This window comes from Pseudoalteromonas sp. SCSIO 43201 (assembly GCF_023716725.1).
In the GTDB taxonomy this organism is placed as follows: Bacteria; Pseudomonadota; Gammaproteobacteria; order Enterobacterales; family Alteromonadaceae; genus Pseudoalteromonas; species Pseudoalteromonas peptidolytica.
Map to the genome: position 1 here is coordinate 1,887,817 of NZ_CP072683.1, position 16,478 is coordinate 1,904,294.

At 41.9% G+C, this 16,478-nt stretch carries 15 protein-coding genes; 10 read left to right on the top strand and 5 right to left on the bottom strand.

The features are described from left to right. Positions 1–93 precede the first annotated feature (93 nt). Positions 94–1,215, bottom strand: coding sequence for an alanine dehydrogenase (ald, locus tag J8Z24_RS08120; RefSeq protein WP_147391188.1), 1,122 nt, complete (start codon positions 1,213–1,215; stop codon positions 94–96). Positions 1,216–1,354: 139 nt separating this feature from the next. Between ald and lrp the strand changes: the two genes are divergently transcribed. The 7 genes from lrp (at position 1,355) to rmf (ending at position 8,869) form a co-directional block, all read left to right on the top strand. Next, entirely contained in the window at positions 1,355–1,834 is a 480-nt protein-coding gene (gene lrp, locus J8Z24_RS08125) for a leucine-responsive transcriptional regulator Lrp (protein ID WP_125251392.1), read from the top strand. A 114-nt stretch (positions 1,835–1,948) separates the two neighbouring features. Further along, on the top strand, positions 1,949–4,552 hold the full coding sequence (locus J8Z24_RS08130; RefSeq protein WP_176031721.1) for a DNA translocase FtsK: 2,604 nt from the start codon (positions 1,949–1,951) through the stop codon (positions 4,550–4,552). Next, on the top strand, positions 4,552–5,190 hold the full coding sequence (gene lolA, locus J8Z24_RS08135) for an outer membrane lipoprotein periplasmic chaperone LolA (RefSeq protein WP_176031722.1): 639 nt from the start codon (positions 4,552–4,554) through the stop codon (positions 5,188–5,190). The genes J8Z24_RS08130 and lolA overlap by 1 nt, the downstream gene beginning before the upstream one ends. Beyond that, positions 5,183–6,523, top strand: a complete 1,341-nt coding sequence (locus J8Z24_RS08140; protein ID WP_252095627.1) for a replication-associated recombination protein A — start codon at positions 5,183–5,185, stop codon at positions 6,521–6,523. The genes lolA and J8Z24_RS08140 overlap by 8 nt, the downstream gene beginning before the upstream one ends. A gap of 2 nt (positions 6,524–6,525) precedes the next feature. Continuing rightward, a complete protein-coding gene (gene crcB / locus J8Z24_RS08145; RefSeq protein ID WP_176031723.1) occupies positions 6,526–6,906 on the top strand; it encodes a fluoride efflux transporter CrcB in 381 nt (126 codons plus the stop codon). Positions 6,907–6,913: 7 nt separating this feature from the next. Continuing rightward, positions 6,914–8,209 carry a serine--tRNA ligase gene (gene serS, locus J8Z24_RS08150; protein ID WP_125251387.1) on the top strand — a complete coding sequence of 432 codons (1,296 nt, stop codon included), beginning with the start codon at positions 6,914–6,916 and terminating at the stop codon, positions 8,207–8,209. Positions 8,210–8,698: 489 nt separating this feature from the next. Continuing rightward, the gene (gene rmf, locus J8Z24_RS08155; protein ID WP_010372771.1) at positions 8,699–8,869 is read left to right on the top strand and encodes a ribosome modulation factor; all 171 of its coding nucleotides are present in this window, start codon (positions 8,699–8,701) and stop codon (positions 8,867–8,869) included. A gap of 273 nt (positions 8,870–9,142) precedes the next feature. On the opposite strand, the gene fabA is transcribed toward rmf, so the two are convergent. After that, positions 9,143–9,658: a 3-hydroxyacyl-[acyl-carrier-protein] dehydratase FabA gene (gene fabA, locus J8Z24_RS08160; protein ID WP_010372774.1), complete on the bottom strand. Its 516-nt coding sequence runs from the start codon at positions 9,656–9,658 to the stop codon at positions 9,143–9,145. Positions 9,659–9,897: 239 nt separating this feature from the next. Between fabA and J8Z24_RS08165 the strand changes: the two genes are divergently transcribed. The 3 genes from J8Z24_RS08165 to J8Z24_RS08175 are packed head-to-tail and all read left to right on the top strand — an operon-like array spanning position 9,898 to position 11,994. After that, a complete protein-coding gene (locus J8Z24_RS08165) occupies positions 9,898–10,752 on the top strand; it encodes a 6-carboxytetrahydropterin synthase (RefSeq protein WP_176031725.1) in 855 nt (284 codons plus the stop codon). Continuing rightward, a complete protein-coding gene (locus tag J8Z24_RS08170; RefSeq protein WP_147391456.1) occupies positions 10,745–11,569 on the top strand; it encodes a M23 family metallopeptidase in 825 nt (274 codons plus the stop codon). The genes J8Z24_RS08165 and J8Z24_RS08170 overlap by 8 nt, the downstream gene beginning before the upstream one ends. Next, positions 11,566–11,994, top strand: coding sequence for an acyl-CoA thioesterase (locus J8Z24_RS08175; RefSeq protein WP_125254139.1), 429 nt, complete (start codon positions 11,566–11,568; stop codon positions 11,992–11,994). Before J8Z24_RS08170 ends, J8Z24_RS08175 begins: the two co-directional genes overlap by 4 nt. A 277-nt stretch (positions 11,995–12,271) precedes the next feature. On the opposite strand, the gene J8Z24_RS08180 is transcribed toward J8Z24_RS08175, so the two are convergent. The 3 genes from J8Z24_RS08180 to J8Z24_RS08190 are packed head-to-tail and all read right to left on the bottom strand — an operon-like array spanning position 12,272 to position 16,478. Continuing rightward, entirely contained in the window at positions 12,272–13,600 is a 1,329-nt protein-coding gene (locus J8Z24_RS08180) for a Na+/H+ antiporter family protein (RefSeq protein ID WP_176031726.1), read from the bottom strand. A 6-nt stretch (positions 13,601–13,606) separates the two neighbouring features. Next, complete coding sequence (locus J8Z24_RS08185; RefSeq protein WP_252095588.1) at positions 13,607–15,544, bottom strand: transglutaminase TgpA family protein; 1,938 nt, start codon at positions 15,542–15,544, stop codon at positions 13,607–13,609. Next, on the bottom strand, positions 15,534–16,478 hold the full coding sequence (locus J8Z24_RS08190; protein WP_176031728.1) for a DUF58 domain-containing protein: 945 nt from the start codon (positions 16,476–16,478) through the stop codon (positions 15,534–15,536). The genes J8Z24_RS08185 and J8Z24_RS08190 overlap by 11 nt, the downstream gene beginning before the upstream one ends.

The following is a 16,478-nucleotide window of genomic DNA, read 5'->3' on the forward strand; positions in this document are numbered from 1 at the left end:
GGAACGAATGACAGGGATTGGGAAAATGACAATAAAAAAACACCACAGATCCGAAGATAAGTGGTGTTTTAAGGTGTGTTGTATCAATCGCGATTAAGCGTTTTCAAGTGCCGTACGCGGGTCAACATATTCCATGTTGAAGCCTTCAGCTACTTCTTTACACGTTATCTGACCTTTTAGAACGTTTAAGCCGTCCATGAAGTGCTTGTCATTTAGTAACGCTGCTTTGTAACCCAAGTTTGCAAGCTTGATGATGTAAGGAAGCGTTGCGTTATTTAGCGCGAATGTTGAAGTGCGAGGTACTGCACCAGGCATATTAGCTACACAGTAGTGAACTACGTCATCAACAATATAAGTAGGCTCTGCGTGTGTTGTCGCTTTAGACGTCGCAATACAACCGCCTTGGTCGATAGCTACGTCAACAATTGCTGCACCAGGCTTCATTGCTTTGATGTGTTCAGCAGTCACAAGCTTAGGAGCTGCTGCGCCAGGAATTAGTACGCCACCAATTACAAGGTCAGCTTCTAATACGTGCTTCTCTAGTGCATCAGCAGTAGAATAAATAACTTTAGCTTGGCTACCAAACTGTGCATTTAGTGAACGTAGTACGTCGATGCTACGGTCAAGGATAGTAACGTCTGCACCTAGACCTACCGCCATTTGTGCTGCGTTACGGCCAACCATACCACCGCCGATCACAACAACTTTAGCGGGTTCAACGCCCGGTACACCACCAAGTAGCATACCACGACCTTCACGTGACTTTTCAAGCGCTTGAGCACCAGCTTGGATAGACATACGGCCAGCCACTTCAGACATTGGTGCTAGTAATGGAAGACCACCGCGTGTGTCAGTTACTGTCTCGTAGGCTATACAGATTGCACCGCTCTTAACTAGATCTTCAGTTTGAGGAAGGTCTGGTGCAAGGTGAAGGTAAGTGAATAGAATTTGGTCTTCACGTAACATCGCACGCTCAACAGCTTGAGGTTCTTTAACCTTAACAATCATATCTGCTGTTGCAAATACTTCAGCTGCAGTGCCTAAAATTTTAGCACCAACCTGAACATAATCTTCGTCAGTAAAACCAATGCCGATACCAGCATTGGTTTCAACAACAACTTCGTGACCGTGATTGATTAGTTCACGAACGCTCGCAGGAACCATACCAACGCGGTATTCGTGATTTTTTATCTCTTTAGGTACACCAATAATCATAATATTCGCCTCAAAATAAGAACGGAGTAAAATTTTTGACTATTATATTTACCTATAGCCAGTGTGTCTCACTGTTTTAATATTTAAAGGTAGTGATATACTCTAAAATAACAAACTATTCAGGATAAAAAACTACCTTATGCACCAACAACTAGACAGAATCGACAGAAAGATTTTAGTCGAACTTCAAAAAGATGGCAGAATTTCTAACGTAGAATTAGCAAAACGCATTGGTTTAAGCGCAACACCTTGCCTAGAGCGGGTCAAAAAGTTAGAACGCGAAGGTTTTATACGCGGTTATAAAGCCGTAGTTGATCCTGCTAAACTCGGGCAAGGGCTTTTAGTGTTCGTGGAAGTGACAGTGAATAAAAATTCACCAGATGTGTTTGATAGATTTAATCAAGCGGTGAAGCAACATGACGAGATCATAGAATGTCATTTGGTTTCTGGTAGCTTTGACTACTTACTTAAAACACGCGTAACCGATATGTCTGAATACCGTGGGGTATTAGGTGAGATACTCCTTAAATTGCCAAATATAAGTGAGAGCCGTACTTTTGTAGTGATGGAAGAAGTAAAAGGAGAGGAAGGAGAAGTAATAAAACCTTGTGCACCTTGAGGTATTTCTTGGTAAGGTGTAAGTATATACAGCAATACTAACGCAAATCACTAATTTGCTGACATTTTGGGCTTGATATGCCCAGAAAAGAAACAAAAAAAAGGTTTAATTACAATGCGCTTAAATGGTGTGCAACGCCTCTTAGAGACAGGTCTGATTGTAAGCACGGCAGCAGCAATATTTATGTTGTGTGCGTTGATAAGCTTCGACCCAGCAGATCCTGCTTGGACTCAATCCGGCGAATACGTAAAAGTAAATAATATAACCGGTGCTGCTGGTGCATGGTTAGCAGATATTTTGTTGCTGAGTTTTGGGTGGCTGGCATTTTTGATCCCCGCAGCAGTGCAATTTCTTGGCTATTTACTGTTTAAAAAGCCACATAAGCTCCTTCAGCTAGATTATACAACCCTTGGGCTACGCCTTATTGGTGCGACACTTTTCATCACCTCAGCAAGTGCCATTAGCAGTATTAATTTTGATGATATCTACAACTTTTCATCTGGCGGTGTAGTAGGGGATGTTGTCGCCGGCGCCATGATGCCTGCCTTTAATTTTACGGGGACCTCTATATTACTGTTATGTTTTTTCTTTGCGGGTATGACATTACTTACCGGTGTTTCTTGGGTGGAGTTTGTTGATTATCTTGGAGAAAAAGTCGTCGCTGGGCTACGCTGGTTGGTAAACAAGCTTACCACTAAAGATGAGCAACCAGCAGATAAACTGGATACTGTAAAAGCTGAGCCGGAATTATCAACGGCTAGCGCGCCTGTTGATGAACCGAAATTCAGTGAAGGTCTTGGTGATGCCATGGAGCCTGTCTTAAACGATGACATTATCCACCAGGAGTCAACAAATGATGAAGAGACACCAAGTGGTCTTGGCAAATTAAAAGATAAATTGTTCAGAAAAACCAACGATACAGCGATTCAAACCTCAGCGTCAGACACAGTTACAGAGGCGGCACCTAAGCAAGAGCCATGCGTTTTCGATGAGCTTGACGATATCTTGGAGCAAGAGATTAATTTTTCCGCAATTGAGGATGAACCATTAGATACCGTAGCTGCGCTCAATGCGCTCGACGAAGCGCCGGTTCATGAAACTAAGGTTGTATCCCCAGCACGGCCACTCAGAACAAAAAACAGTGAAACAACGAGCACAAAAGGGTATCAGCCACCACCGAGCGCAAAAGAGCAGTTCGAAGCATTATTAGAAGCCCAGCCTCCGGCAGACCCATTACCGTCACTGGAACTTCTTGATAGGCCCGATAAAGCTAAAAACCCAATATCACAAGAAGAGCTTGATCAGGTTTCACGGTTGGTAGAAACCAAGTTGTTAGACTTTAATGTTCAAGCCAGCGTGGTGGGAGTTTATCCAGGTCCTGTAGTAACGCGCTTTGAACTTGACTTAGCACCAGGTATTAAAGTTGCAAAAATTACTGGTCTTGCCAAAGATCTCGCTCGCTCTTTGTCAGCGGTGAGTGTGCGAGTGGTAGAGGTAATACCAGGTAAGACTTATGTAGGTTTGGAGTTACCTAACAAACACCGTGAAATTGTACGTTTATCTGAAGTGATAGACGCGCCTAAGTTTGAACAAAACCCATCACCGCTGACCATGGTGCTAGGTAAAGATATCGCTGGACAACCCGTAGTGGCAGACTTAGCAAAAATGCCACACCTGTTGGTTGCAGGCACCACTGGCTCTGGTAAGTCAGTGGGCGTTAATGTCATGATCTTAAGCTTGCTATATAAATCTCCTCCAGAAGATGTGCGCATGATCATGATAGACCCAAAAATGCTTGAACTTTCTGTTTATGAAGGGATCCCACATCTATTATGTGAGGTTGTCACTGATATGAAAGAAGCTGCGAATGCGCTACGTTGGTGCGTTGGGGAAATGGAACGTCGCTATAAGCTGATGTCAGCGCTTGGTGTGCGTAATCTAAAGGGTTACAACCAGAAGATTAAAGAAGCAAAAGAAGCGGGACACCCCATTGTTGACCCACTTTTTAAAGACACTGATGGTATGGCGGATGAGCCAGAAATGCTGGATAAGCTCCCGAGCATCGTAGTGGTCATCGATGAATTTGCTGACATGATGATGATTGTTGGTAAAAAAGTGGAAGAGCTAATCGCGCGTATCGCTCAAAAAGCACGAGCTGCTGGGATACATTTGGTGCTGGCAACACAGCGCCCTTCGGTTGATGTAATTACCGGCCTAATTAAAGCAAATATTCCAACGCGAATGGCCTTCCAAGTATCGAGCAAGATTGATTCACGAACTATTTTGGATCAACAAGGCGCTGAAAATTTACTTGGTATGGGGGATATGTTGTATTTGCCTCCAGGTACCAGTGTACCGATACGTGTCCATGGCGCGTTTGTTGATGACCATGAAGTGCACGCGGTAGTTAATGATTGGAAAGCGCGAGGTAAACCTAATTACGTCGAAGAGATCCTATGTGGGGAAGCAACGGAAGACATCTTGTTACCAGGAGAAGCGCCAGAAGGTGGAGATGACGAGTCTGATCCGCTGTACGATGAAGCGGTTGGCTTTGTAATAGAAACAGGTAAAGTGTCAGTGTCGAGTGTTCAGCGTAAGTTACGAGTGGGCTATAACCGTGCTGCTCGACTGGTAGAGCAGATGGAAATGTCTGGTGTCGTGAGTGCACCTGGACATAATGGCGCACGAGAAGTATTGGTAAAAGGCGGAGCCAATTAATGAAGAAGTTTAATAAAATAGCATTACTTGTGATGCTATCTAGCATAACGATGCAACCAGCTTGGGCCGATGAAGCCGCAATGCAGAGCCTAAAGGCCAAGCTTGCTAATTTAACCAGTTTTCAAGGCGAATTTTCGCAAGTAGTTAAAGATCAAGAGGGCAATGAATTACAGTCAGGCACAGGTAGCATTGTACTTGCACAGCCTTTGAAGATCCGATGGCAGCAAGAGATGCCAGACGATACGCTTTTTGTCTCAAGTGGCACAACGACCTATTATTATGATGCCTTTGCAGAACAGGTTACGATTTTAGATACAACTAAACTGATTGATACAACACCTTTTGTTCTGTTAACAACGCAAGATAATAGCCAGTGGTCTAAGTATGCGGTAAAACGCGAAGGCGACGCGTACTTAATCACACCCAAGAACAGAGTTGACTCTCAAGTTGAGCAATTGGCGTTGATGTTTGATGTTACCAATGAGGGGCTCGCACAATTAACGGTGAACGACATTTCAGGCCAAATCTCTACATTTAATTTCAGACAAAGCAAAGTTAATGCGCCCGTCGCTGAGCGCACTTTTGAATTTGTTATCCCTGAGGGAGTGGTCGTGGACGACCAAACAGGCGTTGACTAGTTTAGGCTTTGATTTTACCCCAGATGTTAGACCGTTGGCCGCTAGAATGCGGCCAACCACGTTAGCGCATTATGTTGGCCAGAGCCATATTTTATCAAAAGGCTCTGTATTGTATCGAGCGATCGCCTCAGGTCGCTGCCATAGTCTTATTCTTTGGGGCCCACCAGGTGTTGGTAAGACCACGCTTGCACAAATTATTGCTAATTACGCAGATGCGGAGCTTATTCAACTCTCAGCGGTCAGTGCTGGAGTAAAGGAAGTACGCGAAGCGGTGATTGATGCTAAAAATCGACTTGCTCAATCTGGTAAACGAACATTATTGTTTGTCGATGAGGTTCACCGATTCAATAAGTCGCAGCAAGATGGCTTTTTGCCCCATATTGAAGATGGCACCTTTACTTTTATTGGCGCCACCACTGAAAACCCATCTTTTGCTCTGAATAATGCTATTTTATCGCGAGCACGGGTATATACTTTGCAACCCCTAGATGAAGCCGAATTAATACAGGTACAAAAAGATGCACTAGCCAGAGATGTGCAACTTTCCAAACACGCAATTGAAATCGACCATGATGCGCTAAATCTGATAGCCAAAGCTGCCTCAGGTGATGCCAGGAAAGCACTTAATTTACTGGAGCAAGCGATAGACTTAGGGTTTGACCCAGATATAGATCGCTATGTAGTCAATGAACCAATATTGCAGCAGGTATTGCCAAGTCAACTATCAAACTATGACAACAAAGGCGACCTCTATTACGACCTAATCTCTGCGTTTCATAAGTCCGTTCGCGGCAGTGCTCCTGATGCTGCACTTTATTGGTACTGTAAAATATTAGCGGGAGGGGGCGACCCTTTATATGTTGCCAGACGGCTACTTGCCATTGCCACGGAAGATATTGGCAATGCTGACCCAAGAGCCATGCAAGTTGCGCTCAATGCGTGGGATATTTATCATCGTGTAGGTCCAAGCGAAGGAGAGCGTGCAATAGCACAGGCCACGCTATATCTGGCCAGCGCCCCAAAAAGTAATGCTGTGTATATGGCGTTTAATCAAGCAAAACACGACGCTCAGAGCGACCCTAATTATCCAGTGCCGGAACACCTTAGAAACGCACCGACAAAATTAATGAAGGAAATGGGCTTTGGTGAGGAATACCGCTACGCTCACAACGAGCCTGGTGCCTTTGCAGCAGGAGAAAACTACTTTCCTGAAGCCATTCATGAGCGCCAATACTATCAGCCTACGCAAAGAGGCTTGGAAAAACAAATAGCGGAAAAACTTGAATATTTGAAAGCGCAAGATCTACAAAGCACTAACAAGAGGTACAAGTAAGGATGTTTATTAATTACCTTACAATTGCGCTTGGTGGTGCTTTGGGAGCCATGTTACGGTTTTTTATCAGCGATATATCAATAAAACTCTTAGGTAAGGGATTCCCTTTTGGGACGTTGATCGTTAATATTCTTGGTTCATTATTGATGGGTGTGCTTTACGGTTTAATTGAAAAAGAAGTAATTGCAGCTTCACCCGCTAAAACGCTAATAGGTATTGGCTTTTTAGGGGCGCTGACTACTTTTTCTACATTCTCAATGGATTCCTTGTTGCTACTCCAACAAGGGCAATATGTGAAAATGGCGTTTAACGTCACCCTAAATGTGGTGGCGTGTATCTTTATGGCCTGGGTTGGTCTCTGCCTCATCATGCAAAAAGGTTAAAAAAACAATGTTAGATTCTAAATACTTTCGTCAAGACATCGAGGAAGCCGCTGCGCGTTTGAAAAAGCGTGGTTTCGAACTTGATGTTGCTAAGATCACTGAATTAGAAGAAAAGCGCAAGGCGCTACAAACCAAAACTCAGGAATTACAAAGCGAGCGTAACAGTTCTTCCAAAGCAATTGGTCAAGCCAAAGCGAAAGGTGAAGATGTTCAGCCGTTACTAGATGCTGTTGCTAATCTTGGTGATCAGTTAAGTGCAGCCAAAGAAGAGCAAGATAAAGTATTGGCAGAGCTGAATGATTACGCTATGTCTTTACCAAACCTGCCAGCTGAAGATGTTCCAGCAGGTGCTGATGAATCTGAAAATGTAGAGATCAGCATTTGGGGAGAGCCAAAGCAATTTGATTTTGAAGTAAAAGATCATGTTGACCTAGGTGAAGCGTTGGACAAAGGCCTAGATTTTGAAACGGGTGTTAAGTTAAGTGGCTCACGTTTTACCGTGATGCGCGGTGGCGTTGCGCGTATGCATCGAGCGCTTGTTCAGCTGATGCTAAACACGCACACTGAGCAAAATGGTTATACAGAAATGTATGTACCATATTTGGTAAATAAAGCGAGCTTATTCGGTACGGGTCAACTACCTAAATTTGCAGAAGATCTATTTCATACTGAAGCCTTGTCTGAAGATCAAGATGGCTTTAGCTTGATCCCGACTGCGGAAGTTCCGCTCACAAACTGCGCTCGTGATGTAATATTTGATGAAAAAGAGCTACCTGTAAAAATGACAGCCCACACACCATGCTTTAGAAGTGAAGCTGGTAGCTATGGCCGTGATACTCGTGGACTTATTCGTCAACATCAATTTGATAAAGTTGAGCTTGTGCAGTTAGTTAAGCCTGAAGATTCGATGGCAGCATTAGAAGAGCTTACAGGACACGCAGAACAAATCTTACAGTTATTAGACCTACCATATCGAAAAGTAGTCTTGTGTACTGGCGACATGGGCTTTGGTGCAACTAAGACTTATGATTTAGAGGTGTGGTTACCTGCACAAAACACATATAGAGAAATTTCTTCTTGTTCAAATATGTGGGATTTCCAAGCTCGTCGTATGCAGGCTCGTTTCCGCCGCAGTGGTGAAAAGAAACCAGAACTATTACATACATTAAATGGTTCAGGGCTAGCGGTTGGCAGAACTTTGGTTGCAATCCTTGAAAACTATCAACAAGCAGACGGTTCGATTGTTGTTCCTGACGCATTAAAGCCTTATATGGGCGGGTTGGAAGTGATTAAGGCGAGCTAAGTGCCAAGCACTTAACCGAGCAAATGCTTGCATTGAGATACAAGTTATTGAAAAAAGGCTGGATCTATCTGGCCTTTTTTTATGACTATCTTATGAATGTTTTTTTACAGGAATTACAATAAAAACAAGCCCAGATTAAATGCAAATTTAGCTTGCCTATCCAACTTATGATTAATCTAAAGCAAATTTATGCTTTTTGCTGCTGTACATCCAAGAATTACAATTATGATCATTGCATGACTCCCCTAGATATGATTTATTGAAGGTATGGGTTTGGCCAAATCTCATCGGTAAGTAGCGCATCTGTATTTTTATGATGTGGCTAGTGTTTAACTTTTCTCAATAAAATCTAAGTTTTAGTTTATTAGTTAGATGAGCAAAACCACGTTCGTGGATACTCGGAAAAGTGAGTTTTGTTCTAATCAAGTTTGAACTACGCAGTATCAGTACACTCAAAAGCTGATAGAGAAAAAGGTGAGGATATTACCTATGAAGAGACAGAAAAGAGACCGTTTAGAAAGAGCACATTCACAAGGATTTAAGGCTGGATTAGCCGGACGGTCGAAAGAAAATTGTCCCTATCAACAAGTAGAACACAGATCAGAATGGTTAGGCGGATGGCGAGAAGCGATGGACAATCGCAACATCTTTAAAACCTGATACCGAATTTTAGGAGAACAAAGCCCCGCTAGGGGCTTTGTGCGTTTTACAGAAAATCGTGAGATTATACCAATTTGACTTAATACTTGCTCAATTTTAAGGAGTAAATCTGACGCTAACCGCGTTAAAAATCTCTTATTTAGAACAACTAAAGAGCAAAATTTTTGCTTGCCTACAGGACTTAGGTACCTCGGCGTGAGCAGGACGCGGAAGCGGTGTTATCGACAAAACTTTCTCGCCTCAAAATAGACTACTTAAATAAGAAAATTGGTATTAAAAAGCGCTGGTGTCTTGGAAAAGGCCAACTTTTAAGTCTTTTGCTTCATAAATAACACGACCATCTACTTCAACGATGCCATCAGCAAGTCCCATAAATAGTTTTCGCTTTATTACACGCTTCATTTCAATACGGTAAGTCACTTTTTTCGCTGTCGGTAATATTTGTCCTGTGAATTTTACTTCACCAACACCAAGAGCGCGACCAAGGCCAGGGCCACCAGACCAACCAAGGAAAAAGCCAACTAGCTGCCACATTGCATCTAAACCTAAACAACCAGGCATAACCGGATCACCTTTAAAATGGCAATCGAAGAACCATAAATCTGGATTGATATCTAACTCTGCTATGATTTGGCCTTTGCCGTGTTCACCGCCATCATCGTTAATTTGGACAATGCGATCCATCATGAGCATGTTGTCACTTGGCAGTCGGCAGTTGCCTTCACCAAACATTTCGCCGCGACCACATAAAATAAGTTCTTCTTTTGTATAGCTGTTCTTAGGTTCCATAACTTTTCTTCTTAGCTTGCAAATTGACGCTACTTTAGCGTACAGATGTACGCTAAACAACTCCGAACAGTTAAAAAGCGTACGCTGACTTGTAAACTTTGCGCTAAGGATATGTCTATTTGATTAAATTTCAAAAAATTGAAGAGATTAAATGCAAATCAGTTCTGATTAGGGGCGATTTATAGTGGGAAAATCATTATAATCAACATTGATTTTTTGTAGGCTATTTTGGGTAATTTATGATCCTTTTTGTTGACTCTTTAACCGTGATTGATTTTTCGTACCTTTGCCCTCGTCGTGGTGCGGTAGGGGAAAGTTGGATCACGGATATCGTATTACATGGCGACTTAAACGCTGAGTCTATGGTGCTAGATTTTGCGAAAGTCAAAAAACAAATCAAACAAATTATCGATGAAAAGCTAGATCACAAATTAGCAATACCTAGCGCGCTTAGCGCTAATACCAAACACACAAATGGTCGATTTGAACTTGATCTTCATATTGGTGATAGTCATTTAGCAATGAGTGCGCCAGAGCAAGCTGTGTGTATGATTGAAGGTGAAGAAGTCAACGAAGTAAATACAATTGCCTATCTCAAATCAGTGATCTTGCCTCACTTACCGGATAATGTGAAAGATCTCGATATCACTTTACGACCAGAGGCGACAAGCGGCTTCTATTATCACTATAGTCACGGTCTTAAAAAACATGATGGTAACTGTCAGCGTATTATTCATGGTCACCGTTCACTGATTGGTATCAAGCTAAACGACGTCAGTATGCCGAGATTACAAAAGCAATGGGCAGATAAATGGCAAGATATATATCTCGCAAGTGAGGAAGATTTGATATCCTCAGCTGAGCTCAAACATATCGTAGCGGAAGAGGGAGATTACGCGTTTGCTTATACGTCATCACAAGGCTACTTTGAGCTTGCGATAAGTAAATCGCGCTGTGATATTTTGCCGTGCGATACCACCGTTGAGTGCATTGCCGAATACTTGGCAGGTCAGATAAAAGTGCAGCATCCTAACGATCATGTGCAAGTGCGTGCCTATGAAGGTGTGGGTAAAGGAGCGATTGCTTATGCTTAAAGCGCTCATGTTTGCCGTAATTGCAAGTACAGCACTTTTTACTGAAGCATTAGAACTAAAAGGCAATTTAACCCAAGGTGGTATGGTCATTGGTAAACTGCCACAGGCCAGTAATATAAAGTTAAATGAAAGAGCAATAAAGCGTTCAAAAGAAGGCTACTTTGTTTTTGGATTTGGTCGCGATGCTGAGTTAAGCCATACGTTAAGCTGGCAATCTCAAGACGGCAAAAAACACTCTCAACCTCTGCTTATTACTAAACGTGATTATGATATAGATAAAATTACAGGGGTGGCTAAAAAATATGTTTCACCGCCTGAGTCAGTCCTCAAACGTATTCGTGAAGAAGCGCAAGCTGTGTCGAAAGCCAGACAAGGTGACTCAGATTTATTGTATTTTAAAGAAACAGTATACCGACCTGCCAAAGGCCGAATATCAGGCATATATGGAAGCCAAAGATACTTTAATGGTGAGCCGAGACGCCCTCACTTTGGTTTAGATATAGCGAACAAAACAGGTGAGCCAGTGTATGCACCTGTATCCGGTGTGGTTGTTTTTGCAAATTCAGATCTATACTACAGTGGTGGCACATTAATTATCGACCATGGTCACGGTATTACGTCAACATATATTCACCTCAGTAAGTTAGATGTAAAAGCAGGCGACAAAGTTACAACAGGTGACAAAATTGCTGAGATAGGTGCTACGGGAAGAGTAACCGGCCCTCATTTAGATTGGCGATTTAATTGGTTTGGGGAAAGACTTGACCCAGCTCTACTTATGAAAGAAACATTAGCAAACAAAGCAGTTAAAAAATGACAGAAGAACAAAGAAAGATAATTATAGAGCAGCGTATCGCAAGCTCTATTACTCACGTAACCAAGACAGTGTTTCCTGGACGTACTAATCATCACAACACTTTGTTTGGTGGGGATGCACTAGCGTGGATGGATGAGGTGGCGTTTATTGCAGCCACACGCTTTTGCCGTAAACCGCTTGTAACTATTTCTTCTGATCGTGTTGATTTTAAAGAGGCGATACCAGCCGGCACGTTTGCTGAACTGGTATCAAAAGTAGTGCATGTTGGTAATACAAGTTTGAAAGTAGATGTTGAGATTTATCTCGAGAGAATGCACAAAGACGATAAACACCTAGCAATAACGGGGAGCTTTACCTTTGTTGCAGTAGACGATAACCACAGACCAACCCCAGTGGTATGTGACAAAATGCTAAATGGCTTTTGATGATTTTAACAAGGCATAGTCTTTATATGTCTTGTTAGTCCCTTACAACAAAAAGAACACATCATACAAATTGGTGTTAACTCAATATACGGTACGGTTTTGTGGAACTTAATCTTAATGTGCAAGTAGAAACCTTGAGTGATAGGGTCTATCAGACCGATATTTTCAGAGTTAGCGAACTATGTTAAACGCATTTTTGAATTCAACGGTTGGATAATAAAGCTTAAGAAAGGCACCATGATACAAGGTGCCTTTCATCAGTCAATATTTTGATAATTTATAGCACCATTGCAGCTATCCAACCAAAGCAGAGTAGAGGTATATTAAAATGAATAAATGTAGGTACTACAGAGTCCCAAATATGGTCATGCTGCCCATCAGCATTTAACCCTGATGTCGGACCTAGTGTTGAGTCGGAGGCTGGGGAGCCTGCATCACCCAAGGCACCAGCAGTACCGACCAAAGCTGCCGTTGCCATGGCTGAAAAGCCGACTTCCAATGATAGAGGCACGAACAGCGTCGCTATAATTGGCACTGTTGAAAAGGAGCTACCAATGCCCATCGTGATCAGCAGGCCAACTAATAGTATCATTGCTGCTGCGAGAGGTTTGTTGTCGCCAACAAAGTTTGCGCAACTAGAAACTAGGCTAGCTACATCACCTGTCGCTTTCATCACTGAAGCAAAGCCTTGTGCCGAAATCATAATAAAACCTATCATTGCCATCATGGCAACTCCTTTACTAAAAACGTCAGAGTTTTGCTCCCATTTTACAATACCAAATAAGCTGAAAATCATAACACCAACTAGTCCGCCTAGAATCATCGAGCCACTGATATTTTGCGCAATAAGCGATACAGCTACAGCAACAGCGCCAACTAGCATCACCTTTTTAGCTTCTTTGCCCTCGGGCAAAACAGGTGCTTGCTCGCTTTGCAGTTGACCTACTTGATATTCGCGTTTTTTTCTATAGCTAATGAATAGGGCAATGATCAATCCCAGTAACATACCAAGCGCAGGAATAACCATTGCGTAGGGCACATCAAACTTTGCGAGTGTTAAACCATTATCAATGAGGTTTTTATGTAAAATAGAATATAAATAAATACCTCCAAACCCATATGGAAGCACCATGTAGCTAGTCGCAAGGCCAAACGTCAAGATACAAGCAATGGCGCGGCGATCAAGCTTTAATTTATTCAACACTACAAGCAAAGGTGGGATCAGGATTGGAATAAATGCGATATGAACCGGGATCAGATTTTGCGATGCCACAGAGCAAGCTAAAATAACAACCATAATAAACATACTCAAGTATGTTGAACCTTCATTGCTATTAGCATTAACAAGCTTAAGGAGCCTTTGTGCTAAAATTTGTGTTAAGCCTGATTTCGAGATAGCGACAGCGAAGCCGCCAAGCATTGCATAACTAAGCGCGATCTCTGCACCACCAGATAACCCATCATTGAACGCATTGAGTGTTGTCTTTATGTCTAAACCAGCAACAAGTCCGGCAGCCATAGCACTAATAGTCATTGCAACGATGACATTAATTCTTACAAGGGTTAGCCCCAACATGAGCAACACGCCCAAAATAACAGCATTCATTTACTTCTAGCCTTTCTTTTTTATTTGCCTGTATAAGGTCTTTAATTTTTTTAACTCAGTTTTAGATAGTGGTTTTTGTTGATACTGTGACTTCTCAAATAACGCATAGAACTGCCAAAGTACCTTCTCATTCTCCGGAAGCAATTGTGTTAATTCCTGAATATTCTGTCGAACGCTACCACTGTGTGAGTCCCTATTCAAATAACGCACTATATCATTGTAATAAGCCAACTCGATAGGGGGAGTAGCCCTACGTATATAGTTTACCAAGAAGAAGAGAATGACTGACAGTATCGCAAATATTAGTAATGATATAATCCCAGCCCACAGTGTGCCGTATTTACCAAACCAATTTTTGAACAACCTGCTTTGTTTGTCTCTATCAAAGTTGATGACAACTCTAGTCCACTGATAATCTAGCTCTTCTAGTTTTAATCGCACCCAATTAATTGAATGCCAATTTGAAAAAGCGATTAAGCTGTATCCTAATCCTTGTTGAAACTCATTAGACAATTGCGCTAGCTGTGACAGGCTACCTGTCATGCGTTCTGGTGCTATCCATGCTGTCGGATCTAACCGTTGCCAACCTACTCCAGGCGTAAAATACTCGACCCAAGCGTGAGCATCATATTGATAAACACTATAATAACCTTGGTTTTTGTTTTGCTCACCACCTAAATAACCCGATACCAAGCGCGCTGGAATGTTTGCGCTTCTCAGCAAAAATGCAGCTGCCGAGGCGTAGTGCCCACAAAAACCATTTTGTGTATTAAACAAAAATTCATCAACTCTGTTATCAGACTGACTAGGTGTTGGGGTCAGAGTGTAAATAAATTGATTATTGAGAAAATACAGCCTCATTTTCTCAATAAACTCGCTTGTATTTGACGAACTCATTACCCAAGTTTGAGCTAACTGGGTTGTTTTAGGGTTAAACTCTTTAGGGATCTTTACATTACGTTGATAATACCAAGGTTTTAGCGTGCTTTCAGGTGAAAAGTCGCTAACCATAATTGAGTACTCAATAGGCTTTGATGTGAGACTTTTGAGGTAAACTGTGCCAAATACATTGCTATTTAACTTTGGGTTATTTGAGTATGAGTAGGATAAACCGTATAACCAAGGAATGTGACTTGGTTGAGCAATGATTGTTGCATGCTCGCCTTCATCGAGGGAAGGTGGCTTCATATTCGTTCTTTGATATTCAGATATTTTCCAGCGTTTTCCGTCAAATTCATCATGAATGATGGCTCGCCAGTAGTAAGGCCCTTCAATCTGCTCATTTTCAAAGGTAGCTCGGAATACGAGTTCTTCCGATTGCGATAAGCTAACAATATCAAACGGATCGACATTTTCAGACAGGCCTGTTTTAGCTTCCTTCTGGGGTTGTGGTAGCTGCCAAAATGCCGGTAACTTTGGTAAAAAAACCACTAAAAATGCAGCCACCGGCAACACTATTATCAAACCTTTGATACTTACTTTCAAAGCCGGTTTTAATTTTAAGTTCTGCTCTAGGTTAAGCATAATAGCTAGGTTTACAGCCAGCATGCAAAGCACTAACAAAGCAGCAAACAGGCTTTGTGTGAATAAAAATAAGCACGGATAAGTAAAAAAATTCAAAATACAAATTTGCGTGAACTGGTTTGCCTTTGTGGCATGTATCTGTTTCAGCAAGGAGGCTATTAACATGAGCGCGACGAAAACATTTACGCTATTTTTCAGACCAATTAAGCTTGCAGTTGTAACTGCCCCAAGTAAAGTAACGACATTAATGAATCGCACACTCAATATTGTTGGTGTTGTGAATATGCGAATGGTTTGCCAAAGCATCAGCACGCTTACTAAACCCGTAAAGCCAACCCCAAAGTCATCAATCAGAATGAGGCTAATCAACCAAACAAATACAGAGGTGCTATAGTACCATACTGGAAACTTAGAACTCACTCAGCGCCTCCAAGCATTTTTGCTTATGTGCGTTCCCGCTACCCAGTGGTATACGCAGTTGTTTGAGTTTTAGTGCATAATGAGCTTGCTGTTTATCGGCATCTAAAATTTGTGTGCAAAGCTTACCCAAGCGTTCCTCTTTTGTGCCAAGTAATAAGTCATAATCAACGACGGTTTGATTTGAAAAGTGGCCATTAGAGTTGTGTGTTTTAACTAACATCTGCTCGGTTTTGGCGTAATGTTTCCAAGCGACCCTGCTAAGGCTCATCCCTTTTTGATAAAGGGTAAGGTGGTCAAACTCAGATGCGCTATCCTGCTGTTGTGATAAAGTTTCGTTTTTATCTGGTATATGACTTGGTTGTTGCTCTTTTTCATCTAAAGGTAATGGTGTAGGGTAAATATAAAAGACATCATTTGGTCTTAAATAAGACCATGTCCGGATCAGCCCAAGTGGAAAGTAACTCATTATTTTAATGGTGCCTGTTTCATATTTACCCCGTGATAAGTTGGTAATAGGAAGCGCTATTTGTATCTCATCTTGAGTAATAGGAATATGTGAAGGTGTATGGTTGTATTCACTAGTGAGCCTTAGCGACTGTATCTCTGAGCTTGATGACAACTTTAAATTAAGGGTAGGGTGATAAGGGCTAAAGTTATCCTCAGCGCCCAAATACTGAATTTTAGCATTGTTAAAATTAAAAAAAGCGATAAACAAGGCCACGACCATGATCACGGCCATTATGTATGATGTCGCGAGGATCAGGTTATTTTGATAATTTATCCCCAAAATGAAGTTAATGAGTGCAACTGTGACAAAAAAGAAGCCATCTTTAGATGGCAAGATATAGATATTGCTGTGTGAAAACGTGAGTTCTGAACTTTGGTGCTTTTTATATATGTGCTGTTTGACTTGAGCTCGCAAGCGTTTGAACAT

Bases quoted from the DNA above. Each gene is read 5' to 3' on its own strand.
- ald (WP_147391188.1), bottom strand. From the start codon at position 1,215: ATGATTATTGGTGTACCTAAAGAGATAAAAAATCACGAATACCGCGTT.
- lrp (WP_125251392.1), top strand. From the start codon at position 1,355: ATGCACCAACAACTAGACAGAATCGACAGAAAGATTTTAGTCGAACTT.
- J8Z24_RS08130 (WP_176031721.1), top strand. From the start codon at position 1,949: ATGCGCTTAAATGGTGTGCAACGCCTCTTAGAGACAGGTCTGATTGTA.
- lolA (WP_176031722.1), top strand. From the start codon at position 4,552: ATGAAGAAGTTTAATAAAATAGCATTACTTGTGATGCTATCTAGCATA.
- crcB (WP_176031723.1), top strand. From the start codon at position 6,526: ATGTTTATTAATTACCTTACAATTGCGCTTGGTGGTGCTTTGGGAGCC.
- serS (WP_125251387.1), top strand. From the start codon at position 6,914: ATGTTAGATTCTAAATACTTTCGTCAAGACATCGAGGAAGCCGCTGCG.
- rmf (WP_010372771.1), top strand. From the start codon at position 8,699: ATGAAGAGACAGAAAAGAGACCGTTTAGAAAGAGCACATTCACAAGGA.
- fabA (WP_010372774.1), bottom strand. From the start codon at position 9,658: ATGGAACCTAAGAACAGCTATACAAAAGAAGAACTTATTTTATGTGGT.
- J8Z24_RS08165 (WP_176031725.1), top strand. From the start codon at position 9,898: ATGATCCTTTTTGTTGACTCTTTAACCGTGATTGATTTTTCGTACCTT.
- J8Z24_RS08170 (WP_147391456.1), top strand. From the start codon at position 10,745: ATGCTTAAAGCGCTCATGTTTGCCGTAATTGCAAGTACAGCACTTTTT.
- J8Z24_RS08175 (WP_125254139.1), top strand. From the start codon at position 11,566: ATGACAGAAGAACAAAGAAAGATAATTATAGAGCAGCGTATCGCAAGC.
- J8Z24_RS08180 (WP_176031726.1), bottom strand. From the start codon at position 13,600: ATGAATGCTGTTATTTTGGGCGTGTTGCTCATGTTGGGGCTAACCCTT.
- J8Z24_RS08190 (WP_176031728.1), bottom strand. From the start codon at position 16,478: ATGTTCAAACGCTTGCGAGCTCAAGTCAAACAGCACATATATAAAAAG.